At 50.4% G+C, this 18,334-nt stretch carries 16 protein-coding genes and 1 riboswitch; of the genes, 1 reads left to right on the forward strand and 15 read right to left on the reverse strand.

From position 1 onward, the window contains the following. Positions 1–29 precede the first annotated feature (29 nt). The 14 genes from FFM82_RS02650 to dnaE all read right to left on the reverse strand — a co-directional run bounded on the left by FFM82_RS02650 (position 30) and on the right by dnaE (position 15,307). A complete protein-coding gene (locus tag FFM82_RS02650) occupies positions 30–650 on the reverse strand; it encodes a LysM peptidoglycan-binding domain-containing protein (protein ID WP_137644328.1) in 621 nt (206 codons plus the stop codon). 61 nt (positions 651–711) lie between these two features. Next, entirely contained in the window at positions 712–2,151 is a 1,440-nt protein-coding gene (locus tag FFM82_RS02655) for a RecQ family ATP-dependent DNA helicase (protein WP_137644329.1), read from the reverse strand. Beyond that, positions 2,138–3,175 carry a YpbB family protein gene (locus tag FFM82_RS02660; protein ID WP_137644330.1) on the reverse strand — a complete coding sequence of 346 codons (1,038 nt, stop codon included), beginning with the start codon at positions 3,173–3,175 and terminating at the stop codon, positions 2,138–2,140. The genes FFM82_RS02655 and FFM82_RS02660 overlap by 14 nt, the downstream gene beginning before the upstream one ends. A gap of 123 nt (positions 3,176–3,298) precedes the next feature. Then, positions 3,299–3,883, reverse strand: a complete 585-nt coding sequence (locus FFM82_RS02665) for an ECF transporter S component (RefSeq protein WP_137644331.1) — start codon at positions 3,881–3,883, stop codon at positions 3,299–3,301. 125 nt (positions 3,884–4,008) lie between these two features. Further along, positions 4,009–4,129, reverse strand: a riboswitch (FMN riboswitch). Between the two features lie 55 nt (positions 4,130–4,184). Then, on the reverse strand, positions 4,185–4,901 hold the full coding sequence (locus tag FFM82_RS02670; protein WP_137644332.1) for a pseudouridine synthase: 717 nt from the start codon (positions 4,899–4,901) through the stop codon (positions 4,185–4,187). After that, complete coding sequence (scpB, locus tag FFM82_RS02675; protein ID WP_137644333.1) at positions 4,901–5,509, reverse strand: SMC-Scp complex subunit ScpB; 609 nt, start codon at positions 5,507–5,509, stop codon at positions 4,901–4,903. Before scpB ends, FFM82_RS02670 begins: the two co-directional genes overlap by 1 nt. Continuing rightward, entirely contained in the window at positions 5,496–6,263 is a 768-nt protein-coding gene (locus tag FFM82_RS02680; protein WP_137644334.1) for a segregation and condensation protein A, read from the reverse strand. Before FFM82_RS02680 ends, scpB begins: the two co-directional genes overlap by 14 nt. Next, positions 6,229–6,612: an N-acetyltransferase gene (locus tag FFM82_RS02685; RefSeq protein ID WP_137644335.1), complete on the reverse strand. Its 384-nt coding sequence runs from the start codon at positions 6,610–6,612 to the stop codon at positions 6,229–6,231. Before FFM82_RS02685 ends, FFM82_RS02680 begins: the two co-directional genes overlap by 35 nt. 14 nt (positions 6,613–6,626) lie before the next feature. Next, the gene (gene xerD, locus FFM82_RS02690; protein ID WP_137644427.1) at positions 6,627–7,517 is read right to left on the reverse strand and encodes a site-specific tyrosine recombinase XerD; all 891 of its coding nucleotides are present in this window, start codon (positions 7,515–7,517) and stop codon (positions 6,627–6,629) included. Between the two features lie 7 nt (positions 7,518–7,524). Continuing rightward, positions 7,525–8,412 carry a CvfB family protein gene (locus FFM82_RS02695; RefSeq protein ID WP_137644336.1) on the reverse strand — a complete coding sequence of 296 codons (888 nt, stop codon included), beginning with the start codon at positions 8,410–8,412 and terminating at the stop codon, positions 7,525–7,527. A gap of 19 nt (positions 8,413–8,431) precedes the next feature. Continuing rightward, the gene (locus tag FFM82_RS02700; protein ID WP_137644337.1) at positions 8,432–8,890 is read right to left on the reverse strand and encodes a DUF441 domain-containing protein; all 459 of its coding nucleotides are present in this window, start codon (positions 8,888–8,890) and stop codon (positions 8,432–8,434) included. 148 nt (positions 8,891–9,038) lie between these two features. Continuing rightward, complete coding sequence (pyk, locus tag FFM82_RS02705) at positions 9,039–10,799, reverse strand: pyruvate kinase (protein ID WP_137644338.1); 1,761 nt, start codon at positions 10,797–10,799, stop codon at positions 9,039–9,041. Between the two features lie 81 nt (positions 10,800–10,880). Continuing rightward, a complete protein-coding gene (gene pfkA / locus FFM82_RS02710) occupies positions 10,881–11,843 on the reverse strand; it encodes a 6-phosphofructokinase (RefSeq protein ID WP_137644339.1) in 963 nt (320 codons plus the stop codon). Positions 11,844–11,956: 113 nt separating this feature from the next. After that, positions 11,957–15,307, reverse strand: coding sequence for a DNA polymerase III subunit alpha (dnaE, locus tag FFM82_RS02715; protein WP_137644340.1), 3,351 nt, complete (start codon positions 15,305–15,307; stop codon positions 11,957–11,959). Between the two features lie 129 nt (positions 15,308–15,436). Here dnaE and FFM82_RS02720 point away from each other — a divergent pair, with 129 nt between their 5' ends. Next, positions 15,437–15,637 (forward strand): YjzD family protein, encoded by a 201-nt coding sequence (locus FFM82_RS02720; RefSeq protein ID WP_137644341.1) that lies wholly within the window; start codon positions 15,437–15,439, stop codon positions 15,635–15,637. Between the two features lie 55 nt (positions 15,638–15,692). On the opposite strand, the gene clpB is transcribed toward FFM82_RS02720, so the two are convergent. Next, positions 15,693–18,299 carry an ATP-dependent chaperone ClpB gene (gene clpB, locus FFM82_RS02725; RefSeq protein ID WP_137644342.1) on the reverse strand — a complete coding sequence of 869 codons (2,607 nt, stop codon included), beginning with the start codon at positions 18,297–18,299 and terminating at the stop codon, positions 15,693–15,695. Positions 18,300–18,334: the final 35 nt, after the last annotated feature.

Here is an 18,334-nt window from a genome sequence, read left to right on the forward strand (position 1 = left end):
TCTTACCCTCACTATTTAAGATTCATGTTTTAACGGACACGTAACCGTTGTCCCGCCGAAATCGTTGCTCCCGACGACAAACCGTTTAATTCCAACAGTTTGTCCACCGAGATACCCGCATTAGTCGCGACCCGGTAAACACCCTGACCGGCTTCTACCGTGACGTACTTCTTTCCGGATTCTGATTCGGAAGAACTGCTGCTACTGCTACTACTGCTGTCCTCAGTGCTCGCAGCGTCCTTCGATTCGGAACTAGCAGCCGCTTTACTAGCTGATTTAGAACTAGCTAGTGCCAGACTACTACTCTTAGACGCAGCTTTTCGCTTAGCGGCGGCCTTGGATGAGCTTTTCGACAGCGCATCATCCGTGTCCGCGACAACGCTCGAAGACTTCTTAGAACTGGAACTCGCAACCTGTTCGGTTCGTTGCGGATTATTGAGCGAATTTTTTTTCACCAAAAAATACCCAATTGGTGCAATGGCGAGCAACAAAATTAAAACCACTAAAATGGTGGTTAACTTTGAATTACTAGTATCTTGTTTGCGTTTTTGAGTTCGCGATAAATTGCCCGAGTCGTCCCGATCGTCTTCAAAAGTTTTATCCCAAGGTTTATCATCTTGGGGTTTTTTATTATCATTTTTTTGACTCATAGGGGGTTCCTCCTCAAAAAACTTTCACCCAACATTGTACCATAACCCGAAATTCTTTTGTTTAAAAATTTAGTAAGAACAGCCGTTTTAACTGGATTTCCCAGTCTTCGACTTCCGAGGTTGTCGGCGCTGCTCCGCGTTTCAAGCCAAGTTGGTCAAGCGGTAAATCCGCTCCCGGCAGTTGACAACAAGTCAGCGAGTGTTCCGGGGCGTCTTCGCCGAAATAACTCAGCATGACCGCCCGCCGACAGGTGGTGCTGGTCACGTACCGTAATAACGCGGCCAGCTCACGCTGTCTTGCCGCGGCCCGGGCCACGAATTGCTCACTGACGCGTGCGGGGTCAATTCCCCGTTGCCAGTAATGGTCTAACACTTCACTGAGCGCGTCCTGGGCGGGTTGCTTGCGCGCAAACCGCTGCTGGTCTGCAGCAATTTCTGCCGGCGTGGCGCTCGTTAGGTCGTTTAGTGACTGCACGAGATGTTCATCGCCAGCAACGTACAAAATCACGGCTAAGGCCGGCTGACCATCGCGACCGGCCCGCCCGATTTCTTGAACGTAATCCGCCAAACTAGTCGGTAAATGGTAGTGAATGACCATCCGAATATCAGCTTTATTGATGCCCATTCCAAAGGCCGAGGTCGCACAGATAACGTCCAGCTGACCAGTCATAAACTGCTGCTGGATCTTGAAACGGTCTTCCGCAGACAGTCCGGCGTGGTAACCGGCGACCCGCAGTCCGGTCACGTCCCGCAACCACTCGGCAGTCAAATCGGTCTGGCGCTTAGAACTGAAGTAAACCACCACCGGACCGGCAACCGTTTCAATCAGTTGCCGCAAACGCGCCCGCTTCGCCGTTTCATCGCTTAGCGTCGCGACCGCCAAGTAAATATTCGGGCGGTTGACCGAATACAGGACCTGGTGGGCCGTTGGGACCCGTAACTGGCGGGTAATGTCGTCACGGATCCGGGCGGTCGCCGTTGCCGTCAGCATTAACGTGACCGGGTCCCCCAGTTGATTACGCAGCGTCCCGAGCGTTAAGTAATCCGGCCGAAAATCAGGGCCCCACGTTGAAATGCAGTGGGCCTCGTCAACGACAAACAGGGCCAGTTGTACCTGGCGTACGGCCGTGAGCACCGCCGGCTGATTCAACATTTCCGGTGAAACAAACAAAAAATCCAGTTGGTCCAGCCGGTTCAGAAGTTGCTGGCGGCTACCGTAATCCTGCTGTGAGGTTAACGCCGCGACCCGCTTTTCACCCTGATAATTCAACCGTGCGACCTGGTCTTGCATCAACGAAATTAGGGGCGAAACAACGACAACGAGACCGGGCAGCACGCTACCGACTAGCTGATAAATTAATGATTTCCCGGTACCGGTCGGCAACACCGCTAAAACGTCTTCACCGGCTAATAAGTGCTGAATCACGGCGAGTTGCCCAGGTCGAAACTCGTCAAACCCGTACTTTTGTTTTAATAAGTGATAAAGTTCAGCTTGTTGCATCGTGACACCTCATAATCTGGTAGAGCCGAAACTCGAAAAACGTTAATTGCGCGTTTACGGCTTGGGCCTCCGCAAATTGCCAATCCGCGACGTCTTGTCGCCCACCAAACCCGTCGCTAAGCTGTGTTAGAACGGCTGGCGATAGCACCCGCTTAAACGGAAACCGAGGCGTCAAAATGGCCGCTTCTAACAAGTGTTCGCGAACGGTGCTCGGTTTTAGGCGCCGGTTTTGTGCGATTTGGTTCAAATCCCCGGACTGGCTAAAATCGCGCACCGTCCGTTGGGCACTGGTACTGACCGGACTAGCCTTAACTAGCGGTGCCAGTAACCCGGCGAGTGGGTCCTTTGGGTGGCTTTGCAACCACGCGACCCACTGACACGTCAGGTCCTTACGAATCATCAGTAACTCGATCGGTTGCCGATCAAAGCGGACCCCCAGTTGGGCATCGGTCAGTCCCGGTTGCCGATAACCGGTTAAGCTTGCAACAAAAATCGCGGCCAGCTGCGGATCCAATTGACCCAAAAAGGCGTGCAGACCGGCGTACACGGCCGCGGCGACTTCCCGTGTCCGGGATTGTTGCCGCACCCAGGCCTTCACGCGCGCCTGCGTTTTGGGGTCAGTCGTGACCGGGTAATAACGGCGTTGCTGGTGAACCGCTTCCGACACGACTTGGAGTGCCAGTTGGGCTTCGGCCGCAAATTGGCGCACCGCCACCGTTTGAAACGCGCTTAACGCAACGGGGCGGTAAAGCGTCGTGGCCGCCACGCGTTGCTGGCCGTCCGGCGTTAGCTGTAAATAGCCCGGTTGTGGGCTGGCCAGGAACCCCTGATTTACTAACGCCTCAGCCGTAGCCAAAAAGCGCTCTAACGGCACCCCGTGCCAGCTATCTAGCTGGTCTAGGCAGCCGTAAGTTAACCCGGCAAATAGCGTTGACACCGTTCGCCGACCGCGCAAGACGTTAAAAATCGCCTTTGCGCGGCGGGGGGTCACACTGAATAGCCGGAGTAAATAGTCTTCAAACACGCTGATCCGCCCCCTTTCTTCAAATAGAATAGCACGGCACGCGCCGTCGTTTCAATTTTCAACCCAAAAAGGGCGTCGCTCATCAACTCCGTGAAAAGCAACGCCCTTATTTTTTAAATCATTTTAAATTCGGCTAGCCAGTTGGTTATGGCTGCCTAACCACTTCGCCAGACGTTCGTAGACTAACCAGAAGACCCCACCAACGAGAATCCCTTTGATCAGGTTAAATGGTACTACGACGAACAAGACAAACTTGTCGAGTGATAAATTCAGGTCAAATCCCATTACTTGCAAATAAAACGGTAAGACAAACGTTAAGTTGGCCAGCGACTCGATCACCGTCAACGCGATCGTTGATACCCCAATGGCTAGTGGCATCCGCCACTTAGCGTCACCCTTGAAGTACCGTAGGACCAGCGCGAAGAAAATAATCAAGCTGGCTGAGCCGAGAAAGCTCGCAAACGCCCCAATTAAACTGTAGATGGCAAAACCGGTCATCGCGGAATGAATCACTAATTTAATAACCGTGATTGTGAAGGCTCCACCAATCCCGTAAATCAGTAACCCAATCAAAATCGGAATATCCGAAAAGTCGATCTTCATCCAGGAAGCCATCGGTAAAATTGGAAACTCCACTAACGATAAAACGTATGAAACCGCGCCGAGTAAGGCAATGCCCACTAGTCGGCGTAACGTCGTTTGTTGCATAACGCACCCTCCTATGGGTCATCTTCAAAATGAACTTCTTGTCGCCGCCAAAAATAAAAAGCCGCTCGAAAAAACGTTTGAACGTCATCCGGGGCAGCCTTATTTGCAAGTTTATGACAAATAAGCTCGATCTTCTTTATACCAGACTTTAACTGTCGACTTTGGAATTGCACCAAATCACTACGTAAACGTAGGTCGCGGGTTTTTACCGCCGGTCGGGAATTACACCCTGCCCTGAAGATGAACCAAATATTTATTTTTACAGTTATATTATAAGCACAGCATTTTAAAAATGCAAGCGCTATCTTTCACCCTTTAACTTGCTAATTTCAATTGGTTTTAATTTTCGATACTCACCGGGCTGTAAACTTTGTAAATCTAAAACCCCATAGCGCTCGCGCTTTAGCTTGGTCACCGGGTGGCCGACCGCCGCCAACATTTTCTTAACTTGGTGGTTGTGGCCTTCGTGAATCGTGAGTTGAACTAATGCATTATTTTTTTTATGATCACTATCGAGTAAGTTTGATTTCGCCGGGGCGGTCTTACGACCATCAATTTCAACGCCCAACCGTAATTGGCGTAAATCGGCGTTGGTCGGGACGCCCTCGACCTTAGCTAAATAAGTCTTTTTAACTTCGTACTTGGGGTGGGTCAACCGGTTCGCTAAAGCCCCGTCGTTGGTCATGATCAACAAGCCCGACGTATCATAATCCAAACGACCGACCGGGTAAATCCGTTCCGGGACGTCCTCAAAAAAGTCCATGACCGTCTTGCGGCCCTTCTCATCGTGTACGGTCGTCACCACGCCGCGCGGTTTATAAAACAAGTAGTAAACTGGCTTTTCCGCGTGTAACGGTACACCGTCAACTTCAACGTGGTCGCTTAAATCAACCTTAACGCCCAGTTCCGTGACCGTTTTGCCGTTGACCTTAACGTGACCAGAAGTGATCAACACCTCGGACTTCCGGCGTGAGGCCACCCCGGCTTCCGCCATCACTTTTTGTAATCGTTCTGCCATTAATTATCCTCCTGGTCCTGTTGGGACCCCTTTAATTTATCTTGAAACGCCGTTAAGAATAGGTCGGTCTCCGGCGCCGGGTGCTCGGCATCGCTCAGCGCGGCTAAATCGATCGCCGGTAAGTCGTCGAGCGACTTTAAACCAAAGTAATCCAAGAAAAGCTCGGTCGTGCCGTATAAAATCGGCCGACCCGGTTCACTCAGGCGCCCGGTTTCCGTCACTAACTGGCGTAAAACTAGTTTTTGAATCGTCGAGCCGCTGTGAACCCCGCGGATTTCGTCGATTTCGATCCGCGTCAACGGTTGCCGGTAAGCAATGATGGCGAGGACTTCGAGTGACGCTTGCGATAAGCTCGTGGACAGTGGGGCTTCAAAGTAGCGCTTAACTACCCCGGCGACGTCGGCCTTAGTGGCTAAACGGTACGTGTTTTCGGTCGATAACACCGTCAGCGCGCAGTCCGCTTGGTCGGCGTACTTTTCCGCCAAGCTCGTCAGCATCGTCGTGATCGCCGGCTTGGCAAACCCGGTGGCGTGTTCAAGTTCCGCTACGGTCACCCCTTCGTCACCCGCCACGAAAAGTAAAGCTTCAATTTGTTCAATGTTCGTCATGTTTCTGTTCATCCCGTCTTAAGGTTAAATGGATCGGTCCCAGTGGATCAGCTTGTGCCAGCGAGACTTGCGCCTGTTTCGTTAATTCTAACACCGCCATGAAGGTCGTTACGAGCATCTCGTCACTAGCGGCCGGCGTAAAGAGGTCCGCAAATTCCAGGCCCGTCTGGCAAGCGGCTAACCGTTGCTTGATTTGGCCCATTCGTTGATCAATATTAATGTGTTCGGCGACGACCGTCTTAGTTAACGGCCGGGCCCGCCGACGCTTAGCAACTAATTGCCGAAAGGCCGCCTGTAAATCATCAACGGTAATACCAGCCGTTAACTTGGGCGTCGCCAAGTCTGCTGGTACCAGCATGGCTTCACGAGTGAAGTGCTGGTGCCGCTCCCGTTCCTTCAACCGCAACTCACCGGCAGCCTCCTGGTAAACTTTATAAGCCAGTAGTTCGGCCACCAACGAATCGCGTGGATCTTCGACTTCTTCTTCCTGCTCATCTTCCGGTTCCGGCTGGGGCAACAAATAGCGACTTTTAATCGTCATCAGGGTTGCCGCCATCACGAGGTAGTCACCCGCAATATCTAATTGTAAGGCCCGCATCGAGTGCAGGTAATCCAAGTATTGCTGGGTAATTTCCGCAATCGGAATATCATAAATGTCCATCTTATTTTGCCGAATCATGTGTAACAATAGGTCCAGGGGGCCCTCAAATTCAGAAATTTTAATGGTGATCGGTTGTTGTTGATTGTTTGTCACGGTTTCGCTCCCATTCGCCGATGATTGGCGCCATTTCTAAAGTCCCCATAATGCGTTTGCGCGGATACAGCGCCGCTAAGTCGTCTAGGACTTGGCGCTGGTTGGCCGCCGTCCGTTCCTCCGGCGACAACGAATCGTGGTGGACCAGGATAAAATCCGAACCGATCTCGATTCCGATAATGCCACTGAAATCACCGTCCGGCTGCCGCCACAACAATAATTCGCGGTCATCGGTCGCTTCATACCAGTGCATTTCGGTTTGTAAATGGTTGAGATCGCGAAAGTCCGGAATAAATGACAGTAGCCCCATCGCCACTTTTTCATAATCTTTTCGGTATTTAACTAGCAAATGACCCCTCCTAACTACGCCCGCGGGTGGTACTTATTATAAACTTCTGCCAGGCGTTTTTTCGTAATGTGGGTATAAATTTGAGTTGTCGAAATGTCCGCGTGACCCAGCAACTCCTGCACGACCCGTAAATCCGCCCCGTTTTCCAAAATATGGGTCGCAAACGAGTGGCGTAGCGTATGCGGTGTCACGTTTTTCTCGATTCCAGCCGCCTTCACGATGGCCTTTAAATTTTTCCAAACGCCTTGCCGCGTCAGTTGCCCGCCGTGGTTGTTTAGAAAAAGGTAGGGGTTGCGGCGCTTAGCCGAAGCCAACTTGGGACGAGCAGTCTTCAAGTAGCGGGTCACAAAATCGATGGCGACGTCGCCAATCGGAATAATGCGTTCCTTGTCACCCTTCCCAATCGTTTGAATCAAACCAAGGTCTAAGTGTAAGTCGTCCATTTTTAAACTAATGGTTTCACTGACCCGTAAACCAGTCGCGTACATCACTTCCAAAATCGTTCGGTCGCGTAAGCCCAACGGCGTATCCAACTTAGGTACCGCCAGTAACCGTTCCACTTCGTTAGCGGACAAAACTTGCGGTAAGTGGTGGGCACGCTTGGGCGTATCGATTTTAATCATCGGGTCGCTAGTCGTCACGTGCATTGAAACCAGGTACTGGAAAAACTTACGTAAGCTCGAAACACTGTGAATGATGGTATTCCGTGATTTCCCCGCCTCATCCATGAACTGAAGGTAATTCAATAACACGTAGCGGTCGACCTGCTCATAGTGGTGAATTTTCTGGGTCACCAAGTAGGTGCTAAAAGCCGTTAAATCCTGCGAATAACTCTTAATCGTATTCGTTACTAAGCCGCGCTCAACACGTAAAAAATGCAGGTAGTCAGCCAGCTGATCCTGCATTTCTTGATCAATCTTCGGCTGGTCCATTCTCGGCATCAACCAGTTTGATCATTCCAGTTTCTTGAGTAATCAAACGTTGTTTTAATAAATTCCCAACGGCCCGCTTAAACTGGGACTTACTGATCCCGAAAGCTTGCCGAATATCGGCGGGATCACTCTTGTCCCAAAACGGTAACTGGTGGTCCGCCTGGTGCTGGAGTGCGGCAAGCAGCATCTGTGCGTCGTCACCAATTTCTTCATAACCGCGGGGTTTTAATGACAAGTTCAGTTCGCCATCGCGCAAATGACCGATGACCCGCACTTTGAGGTGTTGACCTAAGCGCGGCTCCTGATTACGTTCCGACGGGTGGACGAAGCCCAGGTAGCCATCATCTGTAATAACGGAGGTCCCAGCCATCTTTAAGCGAAAGACGGTTGCGGCGCCGTCAGCGTTCTTAACCGTTTCACGGTCATACGGTTTCGCAATTGCCTGAAAATCTGTCATTTCAGCCAAGTTTGCCCACAACCGTTGCTTGCTGTCACGGGTTAACTTAACGTATAGGCGGTCACCCTTTTGAGGCCATAACCGGCTAATCGTCGGTAGTTCGTCTAGTGACACGACGATATCCTTATTTGGCAGACCAACGTCAACGAACACGCCCAAATCGTGACGGGTGCGGACGACCGTCCCCCAAACAAAGTGGTCGAACGAAATTTCGGGAACGTGCCGCGTTAGTTGTAACCGGTGATCCTCATTTTCATAAACGAAACCTTCGTATAATCTGCCAATGTGGAGCGGTTTCTCGGGTTCCTGCTTGTCGACTAACAGCGTCTGTCCTTCATACTGAACAAAGTACGCGTCATCATTTTCATCGGTGACCTTGGCAGTGACCACCGTTCCAATAAAACTATCCATTAATGTGTGCTCCTTTAGCTTACTGAATGCTCAAGTGTAACACTTGAATGATACAGTAAGTAATTCCGGCCGCGATAATCGGACCCGCGGCAATTCCTCGCAATAAGACAACGCCCATAATGGTACCAAAGACCAGCGCAACCGTGATTTCCGGCGTGGCCGATAACAGACCGACCCCGTGAAACGATAGCACTGATACCAGTACCCCGCACGCCACCGCGATCCAACCGACCGGCGATTTAAACGCGTGCAGTAGGTCCCGAAAGCCAATCTGGCCGGTCGCAATCGGGATCAGGATTGCCACGGTAATCACCGTGACCCCCCAATTGATTCCCTTTTGACCGATCGTTGTCAGTAATTTACTCGTATTCGGGATTAACTTAATTAGTAACACCACCGCCGTCGCGATTTGCAAGGATTGATTCTTGCCTAAAAACGCGACCACTAAAATGGCGCCTAAAAATAACCAGCTTTCCATACGACACCTCACGTGGTTCTTATTGTAACTGAAAACGCCCGAAATTACGAGGACTGCGGGCGATTCAGGCTGAAAAACTTCGTTACGCCCCCAGGCCACAAAAAAAGCCGCCGCTAAGCGACGACTTTTCGTTTCAATCAAATTGAAATTAAAGGGCGTTAGAAGCACCGCGGTAAACAATCCCACGACGTGAATCAACGGTGATCAATTGACCATCGGCAATCACAGTAGTGGCATCCTTAACACCAACGATAACTGGAATTCCCATTGAAATACCAACAACGGCAGCGTGTGAAGTTAACCCACCGTTTTCAACAACCAAGGCACTTGACTTTTCGATGGCTGGCAAATAATCCTTATCAGTCGTCTTAGTGACCAAAACGCCACCTTCAACGGCCTTGTCAATGGCTTCTTGTGCAGAAGTAGCAATGACAGCCTTACCAATAACCGTTTCGTCACCGACACCTTGACCATCGGCTAACTTAGAACCAATTAATTGGATCTTCATGATGTTAGTCGTACCGCGTTCGCCAACTGGCACACCGGCAGTGATCAAGATCAGGTCACCTTCCTTGGCAAAGCCAAGTTCAACGGCCTTTGAAGCGGCTAAGTCAAACATGTCATCAGTGGTTTCTGGTTTTTCAGCCACGATTGGTTGAACACCCCAGTTAACCATTAAGCCACGTTGAGTCCGTTCGTCAAACGTGATTGCTAAGATATCAGCATCCGGACGGTACTTCGAAATCATCTTGGCAGTGTAGCCAGATTCAGTCGCAGCAACAATCGTCTTGATACCTAAGTTCTTAGCAGCACGGGCGATCGCAATCCCGATGGTTTCAGTCACACTAGTCTTGTCGAAACGGTTTAATTGTAATGAACCGTTTTCGGCTAACGTGTTTTCAGCCTTTTGGTCGATCTTAGCCATCATGGCAACTGATTCAACTGGGTAAAGCCCGTTAGCACTTTCACCAGAAAGCATCGTTGCATCAGTACCGTCAAAGACAGCGTTGGCAACGTCAGAAGCTTCGGCACGCGTTGGGCGTGGGTTTTCTTGCATTGAATCCAACATTTGAGTAGCGGTGATAACTGGCATCCCTAAAGCATTGCACTTCTTGATTAAGGACTTTTGTACCAACGGAACGTTTTCTGCAGGAATTTCAACACCCATGTCACCACGAGCAATCATTAACCCGTCACAAACCTTAAGAATTTCATCGGCGTTGTCGATACCTTCTTGTGATTCGATCTTAGGGAAGATTTGAACGTGTTCCATGTGCTTTTCTTCAAGCAATTCACGAATATCTAAAACGTCTTGAGGCTTACGTACGAACGAAGCCGCGATGTAGTTGATTTCGTGATCCAAGCCAAAGCGAATATCGCTTGAGTCTTTTTCAGTGATCCCAGGTAAGTTGATGGAAACGCCAGGAGCGTTAACACCCTTACGTGAGCCTAAAACACCGGCGTTTTGGACAGTGGTAACCAATTCACGGTTAGCTTCGTCCTTTTCGTCGATCTTCATGTCTAATAAACCATCATCGAAGAGGACGTGACCGCCTACGTGAACGTCATCAAAGAGGCCATCGTAGGTAACGGCAACTTTATCATGAGTGGTTTCTAATGAATCATCCATGGTAATGCGTACCTTGTCACCGATCTTGTATTCAGACTTGCCGTCTTTTTGAACGGTCGTCCGAATTTCAGCACCCTTAGTATCAAGCATGATACCAACAGTCTTACCCGTAATCTTTTCTGCTTCATGAACCTTGTTTAAACGGTCCAAATGTTCAGCATGGTCACCATGTGAAAAGTTAAAGCGGAAAATATTTGCGCCGGCTTCGATTAATTTAACAATAGTGTCAGTATCGGTGCTGGCAGGACCAAGTGTTGAAACAATCTTGGTTTTCTTCATAAGAAAAATCTCTCCCTTGAAAGTTTTTTATAAAAAGACATTAACGTCATTTTTATCTAATGTTGGTGGTAAAGCGGTCACTTAGTTGAACGAAATGTCTTCGTTTAACTTGCTAAGTGATAATTCCGCCTTATGTTTCGAATTGAACAGATCAAGAATGTCATGGTTAACCAATTGGTTGTCTTGAATCCCAACGGCTAAGCCACCCTTACCGTCAAGTAAGAGTTCAACCGCGTAGGCCCCCATTTTGCTTGCGAGGACGCGGTCCTTAGCAGTTGGGCGACCACCACGTTGCATGTGACCAATCGTGTTGGCACGCGCATCAAAGTCACCGTATTGGGATAACTTTTCAACGAATTCGTCAGCACCCATAACCCCTTCAGCTAAGACCACGATGTTGCAACGGTGGCCGTTGGCACGGTTATGTTTGATCTTATTAGCAATGGTTTCCATGTCCCAGTCTAATTCAGGAATCACGATCGCATCGGCACCGACTGATAAGCCGGCCCACATTGCGACGTCCCCGGCACCACGACCCATAACTTCCACAACGAAAGTCCGGTCATGACTATGGGCCGTGTCATAAATCCGGTCGAGCGCTTCGACGTCGGTGTTAACCGCCGTATCGAAACCAATCGTAAAGTCCGTGTAAGGAATATCATTGTCGATCGTACCAGGAAGGCCAATCGTGTTGTAGCCGTGTTCAGTTAAACGTAAGGCACCGTGATAAGAGCCATCGCCACCGATAACGACTAAGGCATCGATACCGAATCGCTTCAGTTGTTCGATTCCCTTCAATTGACCTTCTTCATGAGCAAATTCTGGATAACGTGCAGAGTATAACAAGGTGCCACCTTGATTAACAACCCCGTCAAGATCCGCTGCTTCAATTTTATGAATGTCACCAGCAACCAACCCGGCAAAGCCGTAATTGATGCCGTATGCTTCTAACCCTTCAGCCATCGCTTTACGGGCAACGGCACGAACGGCCGCATTCATACCAGGAGCGTCGCCGCCACTGGTTAAAATACCAATGCGTTTCATTTTTTCACCTCAGGCAATAAATTGAGTTCGTAACTCCATAAGTGATTCTAACACTTTTGAAACCGAATGTCTGTTATTTTCGCAAATTAAATTCCCGTGAAAACGCCGTCATATCAAGGGCTGACGTTCTTCATGACCACGTTACCGCGACCTAATAACATTGTAAGCGCTCCAAACAAATTATCATCTTGCGCGACCCAGTACTGTGAATTTAGTTCAACCGTCCGGTGACTTTGTACGGCGTAGGTTAACACCGGATTAGGTCCCGGATAACGCTTGAGTAAAGCTAAAATTTTTTCCTGGGTCGCCGGACCGTCCACTTCCGGTTGCAACCGCAAGAATAACTGGCCAACTGGTTTAGGAAAGGTACTGGCTAAGCGCCAAGTATCCACGATGACTTGCAGTCCCCGCTGTTGCTCGACCTTACCGCTAATCAAGACGACTTGCTCCGTCTGCAACTGGTCACGCAGCCGTTCAAAGGTCGTGGGAAAGATCGTTAGGTCGATTTCTCCGGATAAGTCACTCCCGGTGGCAAACGCCATCGGTTGCCCGCGCTTAGTCCGAATCGTCCGGATCTTGGTAATGTAAACTAACACGCGTACCCTTTGCTCATTAACGAGCGTGCTGACCAGTTGCGTCCGCTGTTGCTGTGCCAGCCAATCGTAAGTTTCAACCGGATGACCGGAAACGTAGGCTCCCAAATACTCAACTTCCTTAGCCAAGCGTTCAGCAAGTGGTAACTCCGGTTGCCGCTTAATTTTCGGGGCTAACGAAGCGAACAAGCTGACACTCTGGCCGGCCAACTGCGCACTCGACAATAATTCCGGAACACTGGTCAGTAGTTCGGCCCGGTTCATCCCGAAGTGGTCAAAGGCGCCGGCGTAAATCAACGCCGTCATCAAATCATCCTTTAACCACTTGGGGTCCAACCGTTGCATGAACTGTTGCAGGCTCTTAAAGTTACCGTTAGCCTGCCGTTCAGCAATCACACTTTGCACGAAATCGCGACGCAGGCCCTTGATCGAACTCAATCCAAACACCAACTGCTGACCGTCCCAGTCAAAATATTGTCCGCTAACGTTAATATCCGGTGGCACGATCTTGACGTGGTGTTGTTTGGCTTCAGCCAAGTACTGTTTCAACTTAGTGCCATTTCCTAAAACTGAATTCATCAATGACGTAAAGAACGCCCCCGGAAAGTGGACTTTGAGGTAGGCCAATTCAAACGCCATCTTACTATAAGCTACCGCATGTGAGCGATTAAATCCATAATTTGCGAATTGCTCGATGTACTGATAGACCTGCACCGCCACGGCTTGGTCAAATCCCTTGGCGGTCGCACCGGCAATAAATTGTTGGCGCATCTGATCAATAACCGTCTTCTTTTTCTTACTCATCGCCCGCCGCAGTAAGTCGGCTTCCCCAAGCGTAAATCCGCCCATCACGGCCGCAACTTGCATGACCTGCTCTTGGTAGACCAAGATGCCGTAGGTCGGGCCCAAGATCGGTTCAAGCGCCGCGTCCGGATAGGTCACCGGCTCGGTTCCCTTTTTTCGGGCAATGAAATGATCGATATTTTCCATCGGCCCCGGTCGGTAAAGCGCGTTGACCGCTGCAACCAGTTCAAAATTGTCGGGATGTAGCTGCCGCAACACGTTGCGGATCCCCGCCGATTCAAACTGGAAGACACCGGTTGTATCACCGGCCTGAAATAGTTTCAGGGTTTCCGGATCATTCAAATTGATTTTCGTAATGGCAAGTGGTTGACCGGTCTGCCGTTGAACGTAGTGCAGTGCACTGGCCATCAGCGACAAGTTGCGCAACCCCAAAAAGTCCATCTTCAGTAGGCCGACCGCTTCGACCGTGTCCTTGGTGTACTGGGTCATCATCATCGTTTCACTCCCCGCTTGTAAGGGAACGATGGTGATCAACGGTTGCTGGCTCAACACGACCCCGGCCGCGTGGGTCGAATAATGCCGTGGTAACCCTTCCAGCCGTTGCGCGGTTTCAAATAGCAAGCGGTTTTTAGCCGAGTCCGCCACTAAGTTGCGTAACCGCTGTGAGCCCTTATAAGCCGCCGCAAGCGTAATGTGCAACTGGTTGGGAATTGCCGCACTCCAGTCGCGCATCTCAAACGTTGACAAGCCAAAGACCCGGCCAACGTCACGTAACGCCTGCTTAGCGGCTAACGTGCCAAAGGTGATGATCTGCGCGACCCGGTCGTGACCGTACTTATCATGAACGTAAGCTAACACCTGTTCGCGGCGGTTATCCGGTATGTCCAAGTCAATATCGGGCATGTTAGCCCGCTTAGCGTTCAAGAAACGTTCAAACAAGAGGTGGTACTCCAACGGGTCAACGTCCGTAATTTTTAACACGTAGGCGACCAACGCACCGGCCGCCGAACCCCGACCCGGTCCAGTTGTGATACCGTTTTGGTGGGCAAAGTTCATCACGTCCCAGACGATTAAAAAGTAGTCGTCAAAGCCCATTTGATCGATCACCTTAAGTTCGCGTGCCAACCGATCAACGTAGGGTTGGGAATCAACCTCTGGTCCCATTGCTTGCAAACGGTCTTGCAAGCCAGCCTCACAAAGCTGCCGTAAATACTGGTTGGCCGGCAGCTGATGCGGGGTTGGATATCTCGGTAACTGGGGCTGCTTAAAAACCAGCTCCACATGACAAGCTGCCGCAATCGTTGCCGTGGCGTCAACCGCCGCCGTTAAGCCTAACTGATCGTAGTCACGGGCAACGGCATCCAATGGTCGTAAATAGTGGGAACCGGCAATTCCTTGTAACTGTTCAGGCTGTTCGATTTGCTGTCCGCGGTCGATGGCCCGCAAAACCGACACGGCAAAGTAGTCGGTCGCTTGCACGTAATCAACCGGGTCCAAGGCCACCATTGGTAATTGATGGGCCCGGGCAAATTCGACAATCGTGGTCCGAATTGCTGGCGCCTGATCCAGCGATACGCCTAAATACAAACTTTCGGGATCAACCGCCGCCCGCAGTTGTTGTATCCAAGTCTGAGCCGCCTGCTGATCACCTTGTAGTAAGAGCGCTGCAAACTCACTATCCTTAGCCGGCGTCATCACAATTAAGTGGTGTAAATACGGTAAAATTGCCGTTAGCGTTAACGGCTCGGCACTGGTCGCCGTTTGTTTCATGGTCGATAAGCGCATCAAAGTTTGGTAACCCGCTAAGTCCTTGGCTAAAACGACTAAACTAAAGGTTTGCTCACCTAACTGACTACCGGTTAAATTTAAAGTAACCCCCAAAATCGGGGTCAGCTTCGCTTGGCGACACGCGTTGTAAAAATCGACGATCCCATACATCACGTCAACGTCGGTCAGCGCTAAGGCCGGGTACCCTAATTGCTTGGCAGTCGTGACTAGGTCGTCAACGCTACTGGTACTATTCAAAAGACTAAAGGTACTCATGACCTGTAAAGGGACGTACGCCATCCGATCCACTCCTTTCAAATATCACTTTGCATTTATTATACCAAACGGTTGTTCTTTAAGGCAGTGATAACCTAATTGGTTTTTTGGACCCGGTGTGCTAAAATAACTCTCATTGGGAGGTGTCGGAAGATGATGAAACAACTCACGATCATTGTTTGGGCCGTCTTATTCGGGGAAGTCATCGGTTATATCGGTGGTGCCCTTGAACAAATGACTTGGGACCCGGGCGAAATCGGAATCGTTGCCGCAATCTTTGCACTAATTGCTGTCAACGGTGTCACCTATATTACTAACCATTCCCTACCCGTAAAAGGTTCTGAAAATAAGTAATCGTATATAAAAGGCCGTGCTTATCATTCGTGATAAGCACGGCCTTTTTACGTTACTAGGCGTTAACCGTCTGGGACTGATTTTCAAAAACTAAGTGGTCATCGATCAAGTTAATGTCCACGGTCGTCTTCGGTGCGACCCGTCCAGCAATGATTTCCTTTGCTAAGGGTGTTTCAACGTGGTTCGTAATGAAACGCCGCAACGGCCGAGCACCGTAGGCCGGTTCGTAACCCTGCTTTGCGATCCACTGCTTAGCCGCGTCAGAAATCGTCAACGTAATTTCACGGTCTTGCAAGCGGGCCGATAAGCGGGCAATTAATTTAACGACAATTTGTTCAATCGCACTCAACTGTAACGGTGTGAACATGATGATATCGTCGATCCGGTTCAAAAATTCGGGCTTAAAGTGGGCCTGTACCAGTTGCATGACCTGATCATGAGTCGTCGCTGATAACTGACCATCATCGTTAACCCCCGCTAGTAATTGTTGCGAGCCAAGGTTGGACGTCATGATTAAAATCGTGTTCTTAAAGTCGACCGTCCGCCCCTGACCATCCGTCAAGCGACCGTCATCTAAAACTTGCAACAGAATATTGAAAACGTCCGGATGCGCCTTTTCGATTTCGTCGAATAGGACGATCGAATACGGATTACGACGAACAGCTTCCGTTAATTGGCCACCTTCTTCGTAGCCCACGTAACCAGGGGCCGCTCCTACTAACCGTGAAACCGACTCTTTCTCCATGTATTCACTCATATCGATTCGGACCATGTGATCATCCGCGTCGAATAAGTTTTCCGCCAGCGCCTTAGCCAGTTCGGTTTTCCCAACACCGGTCGGTCCAAGAAACATGAAGGAACCGAGCGGCCGGTTAGGATCCTGCAAACCGGCCCGTGACCGTAAAACGGCGTCGGCAACCGCCGTCACCGCCTGGTCCTGACCAACGACCCGCTCATGTAAGTGATCCGCCAAGTGCAGGAGTTTCTCCCGCTCGCCGGCAACTAACTTATTGACCGGAATCCCGGTCATCCGCGAAACCACGTTGGCAACCTGGTCCGGCGTAACCGACTCTTCAACTAGCCAATCTTCGTGATGGTCGTTGGCTTCCATGTCCTTTAGCTCGGCTTCCAGCTTGGGAATCGTCCCGTGTTGCAGTTTAGCCGCCGCCTCTAAGTCGTAGTTGTTCTCAGCCGTTTCCAAGTCGTGCTTGGCCTTATCCAGCGCCGACTTCTTATCACTCAACGCCTGCAAGCTCTTCTTTTCACTGTCCCAACGGTCGGCTAACGTCCGTTGTTTTTCCTTCGCGCTGGCCAGTTCTTGCTGTAAATCAGCCAGGCGCTTGACCGAGGCATCGTCGGTTTCAGTCTTTAAAGCCGCTTCTTCGACCTCCAAACGCATCAGTTGGCGGTTGACCTGGTCTAGTTCAGTCGGGTTGGAGTTCATTTCGACCCGGATCTCCGCCGACGCTTCGTCGATCAAGTCCAGCGCCTTATCGGGTAGGAAATGGTCGGTGATGTAACGGTCGGACAACTTGGCGGCCGCCACTAAGGCGTTGTCGTGAATGCGAACGCCGTGATGAATTTCAAAGCGTTCCTTCAATCCCCGCAAAATACTGATGGTATCGTCAACGGACGGTTCCGCCACCAGGACCTTCTGGAAACGACGTTCCAACGCCTTGTCCTTTTCCAAGTATTGGCGGTACTCATCGAGGGTCGTGGCCCCGATCAAATGGAGTTCACCACGCGCCAACATTGGCTTTAGCAAGTTACCGGCATCCATACTACCTTCCGTCTTACCCGCACCAACGATGTTATGGATTTCATCAATAAACATGATGATTTGCCCATCGCTCTTTTTAATTTCCTTTAAAACTGCTTTTAACCGTTCCTCAAATTCGCCCCGGTACTTGGCCCCGGCAATCAGGGCACCCATGTCTAATGAGAACAACGTCTTATCCTTTAAGTTATTCGGGACGTCACCGCGCACGATTCGCTGGGCCAGTCCTTCGACGATCGCCGTTTTACCGACACCCGGTTCACCAATCAGCACCGGATTATTTTTGGTTTTCCGTGACAGGATCCGAATCACGTCAAGAATTTCCTCATCCCGACCAATCACTGGATCCTGATTACCTTTACGCGCCTGCTTAACGAGGTCGACACCGTACTTCTCTAACGCCTGGTACTGGTCTTCCTGGTTCCGTGAAGTGACCCGTTGGCCGCCACGGATGCGTTCAACCGCATTTTTAACCTGCCCGGCCGTAGTACCAGCAGCCGTTAAATACTTCGTCAGCTGGTCACCAGTTTGGTCCATCAACGCTAAGGCGAGCGTATCGGTCGCTAAGAAATCGTCACCTAGCGACTGCCGTTTCGCGTCAGCGGCCTGCATCAACTGTGACAAGCTACTGCTAAAGCTTTGGCCGTACTGAACGTTACCACCACTGACGACACTGATATCATCGAGTTCGCGATCCAGTTCGACCTGCAATTTATCGAGGTCGACGCCGGCCTCGCTAAAAATCTGGCGCACAAGTTCACCCGGCTGGGTCAGAAATTTAAATAAGTGGGGCACCCCAATTTCTTGGTGGCGCCGCGTTTGGGCGATTCGTTGCGCTTCCGCTAAGGCTTGTTGTAAACTTTCGGTTAATTGTTCTGGATTCATCAATCGTACCCCCTCAAATCGGTTAGCAAAAAGGC

The organism is Lactiplantibacillus plajomi (assembly GCF_005405405.1).
In the GTDB taxonomy this organism is placed as follows: domain Bacteria; phylum Bacillota; class Bacilli; order Lactobacillales; family Lactobacillaceae; genus Lactiplantibacillus; species Lactiplantibacillus plajomi.

Coding starts and splice junctions, on each gene's coding strand:
- FFM82_RS02650 (WP_137644328.1), bottom strand. CDS start 650: ATGAGTCAAAAAAATGATAATAAAAAACCCCAAGATGATAAACCTTGG.
- FFM82_RS02655 (WP_137644329.1), bottom strand. CDS start 2,151: ATGCAACAAGCTGAACTTTATCACTTATTAAAACAAAAGTACGGGTTT.
- FFM82_RS02665 (WP_137644331.1), bottom strand. CDS start 3,883: ATGCAACAAACGACGTTACGCCGACTAGTGGGCATTGCCTTACTCGGC.
- FFM82_RS02670 (WP_137644332.1), bottom strand. CDS start 4,901: ATGGCAGAACGATTACAAAAAGTGATGGCGGAAGCCGGGGTGGCCTCA.
- scpB (WP_137644333.1), bottom strand. CDS start 5,509: ATGACGAACATTGAACAAATTGAAGCTTTACTTTTCGTGGCGGGTGAC.
- xerD (WP_137644427.1), bottom strand. CDS start 7,517: ATGCAGGATCAGCTGGCTGACTACCTGCATTTTTTACGTGTTGAGCGC.
- FFM82_RS02695 (WP_137644336.1), bottom strand. CDS start 8,412: ATGGATAGTTTTATTGGAACGGTGGTCACTGCCAAGGTCACCGATGAA.
- FFM82_RS02700 (WP_137644337.1), bottom strand. CDS start 8,890: ATGGAAAGCTGGTTATTTTTAGGCGCCATTTTAGTGGTCGCGTTTTTA.
- pyk (WP_137644338.1), bottom strand. CDS start 10,799: ATGAAGAAAACCAAGATTGTTTCAACACTTGGTCCTGCCAGCACCGAT.
- pfkA (WP_137644339.1), bottom strand. CDS start 11,843: ATGAAACGCATTGGTATTTTAACCAGTGGCGGCGACGCTCCTGGTATG.
- dnaE (WP_137644340.1), bottom strand. CDS start 15,307: ATGGCGTACGTCCCTTTACAGGTCATGAGTACCTTTAGTCTTTTGAAT.
- FFM82_RS02720 (WP_137644341.1), top strand. CDS start 15,437: ATGATGAAACAACTCACGATCATTGTTTGGGCCGTCTTATTCGGGGAA.
- clpB (WP_137644342.1), bottom strand. CDS start 18,299: ATGAATCCAGAACAATTAACCGAAAGTTTACAACAAGCCTTAGCGGAA.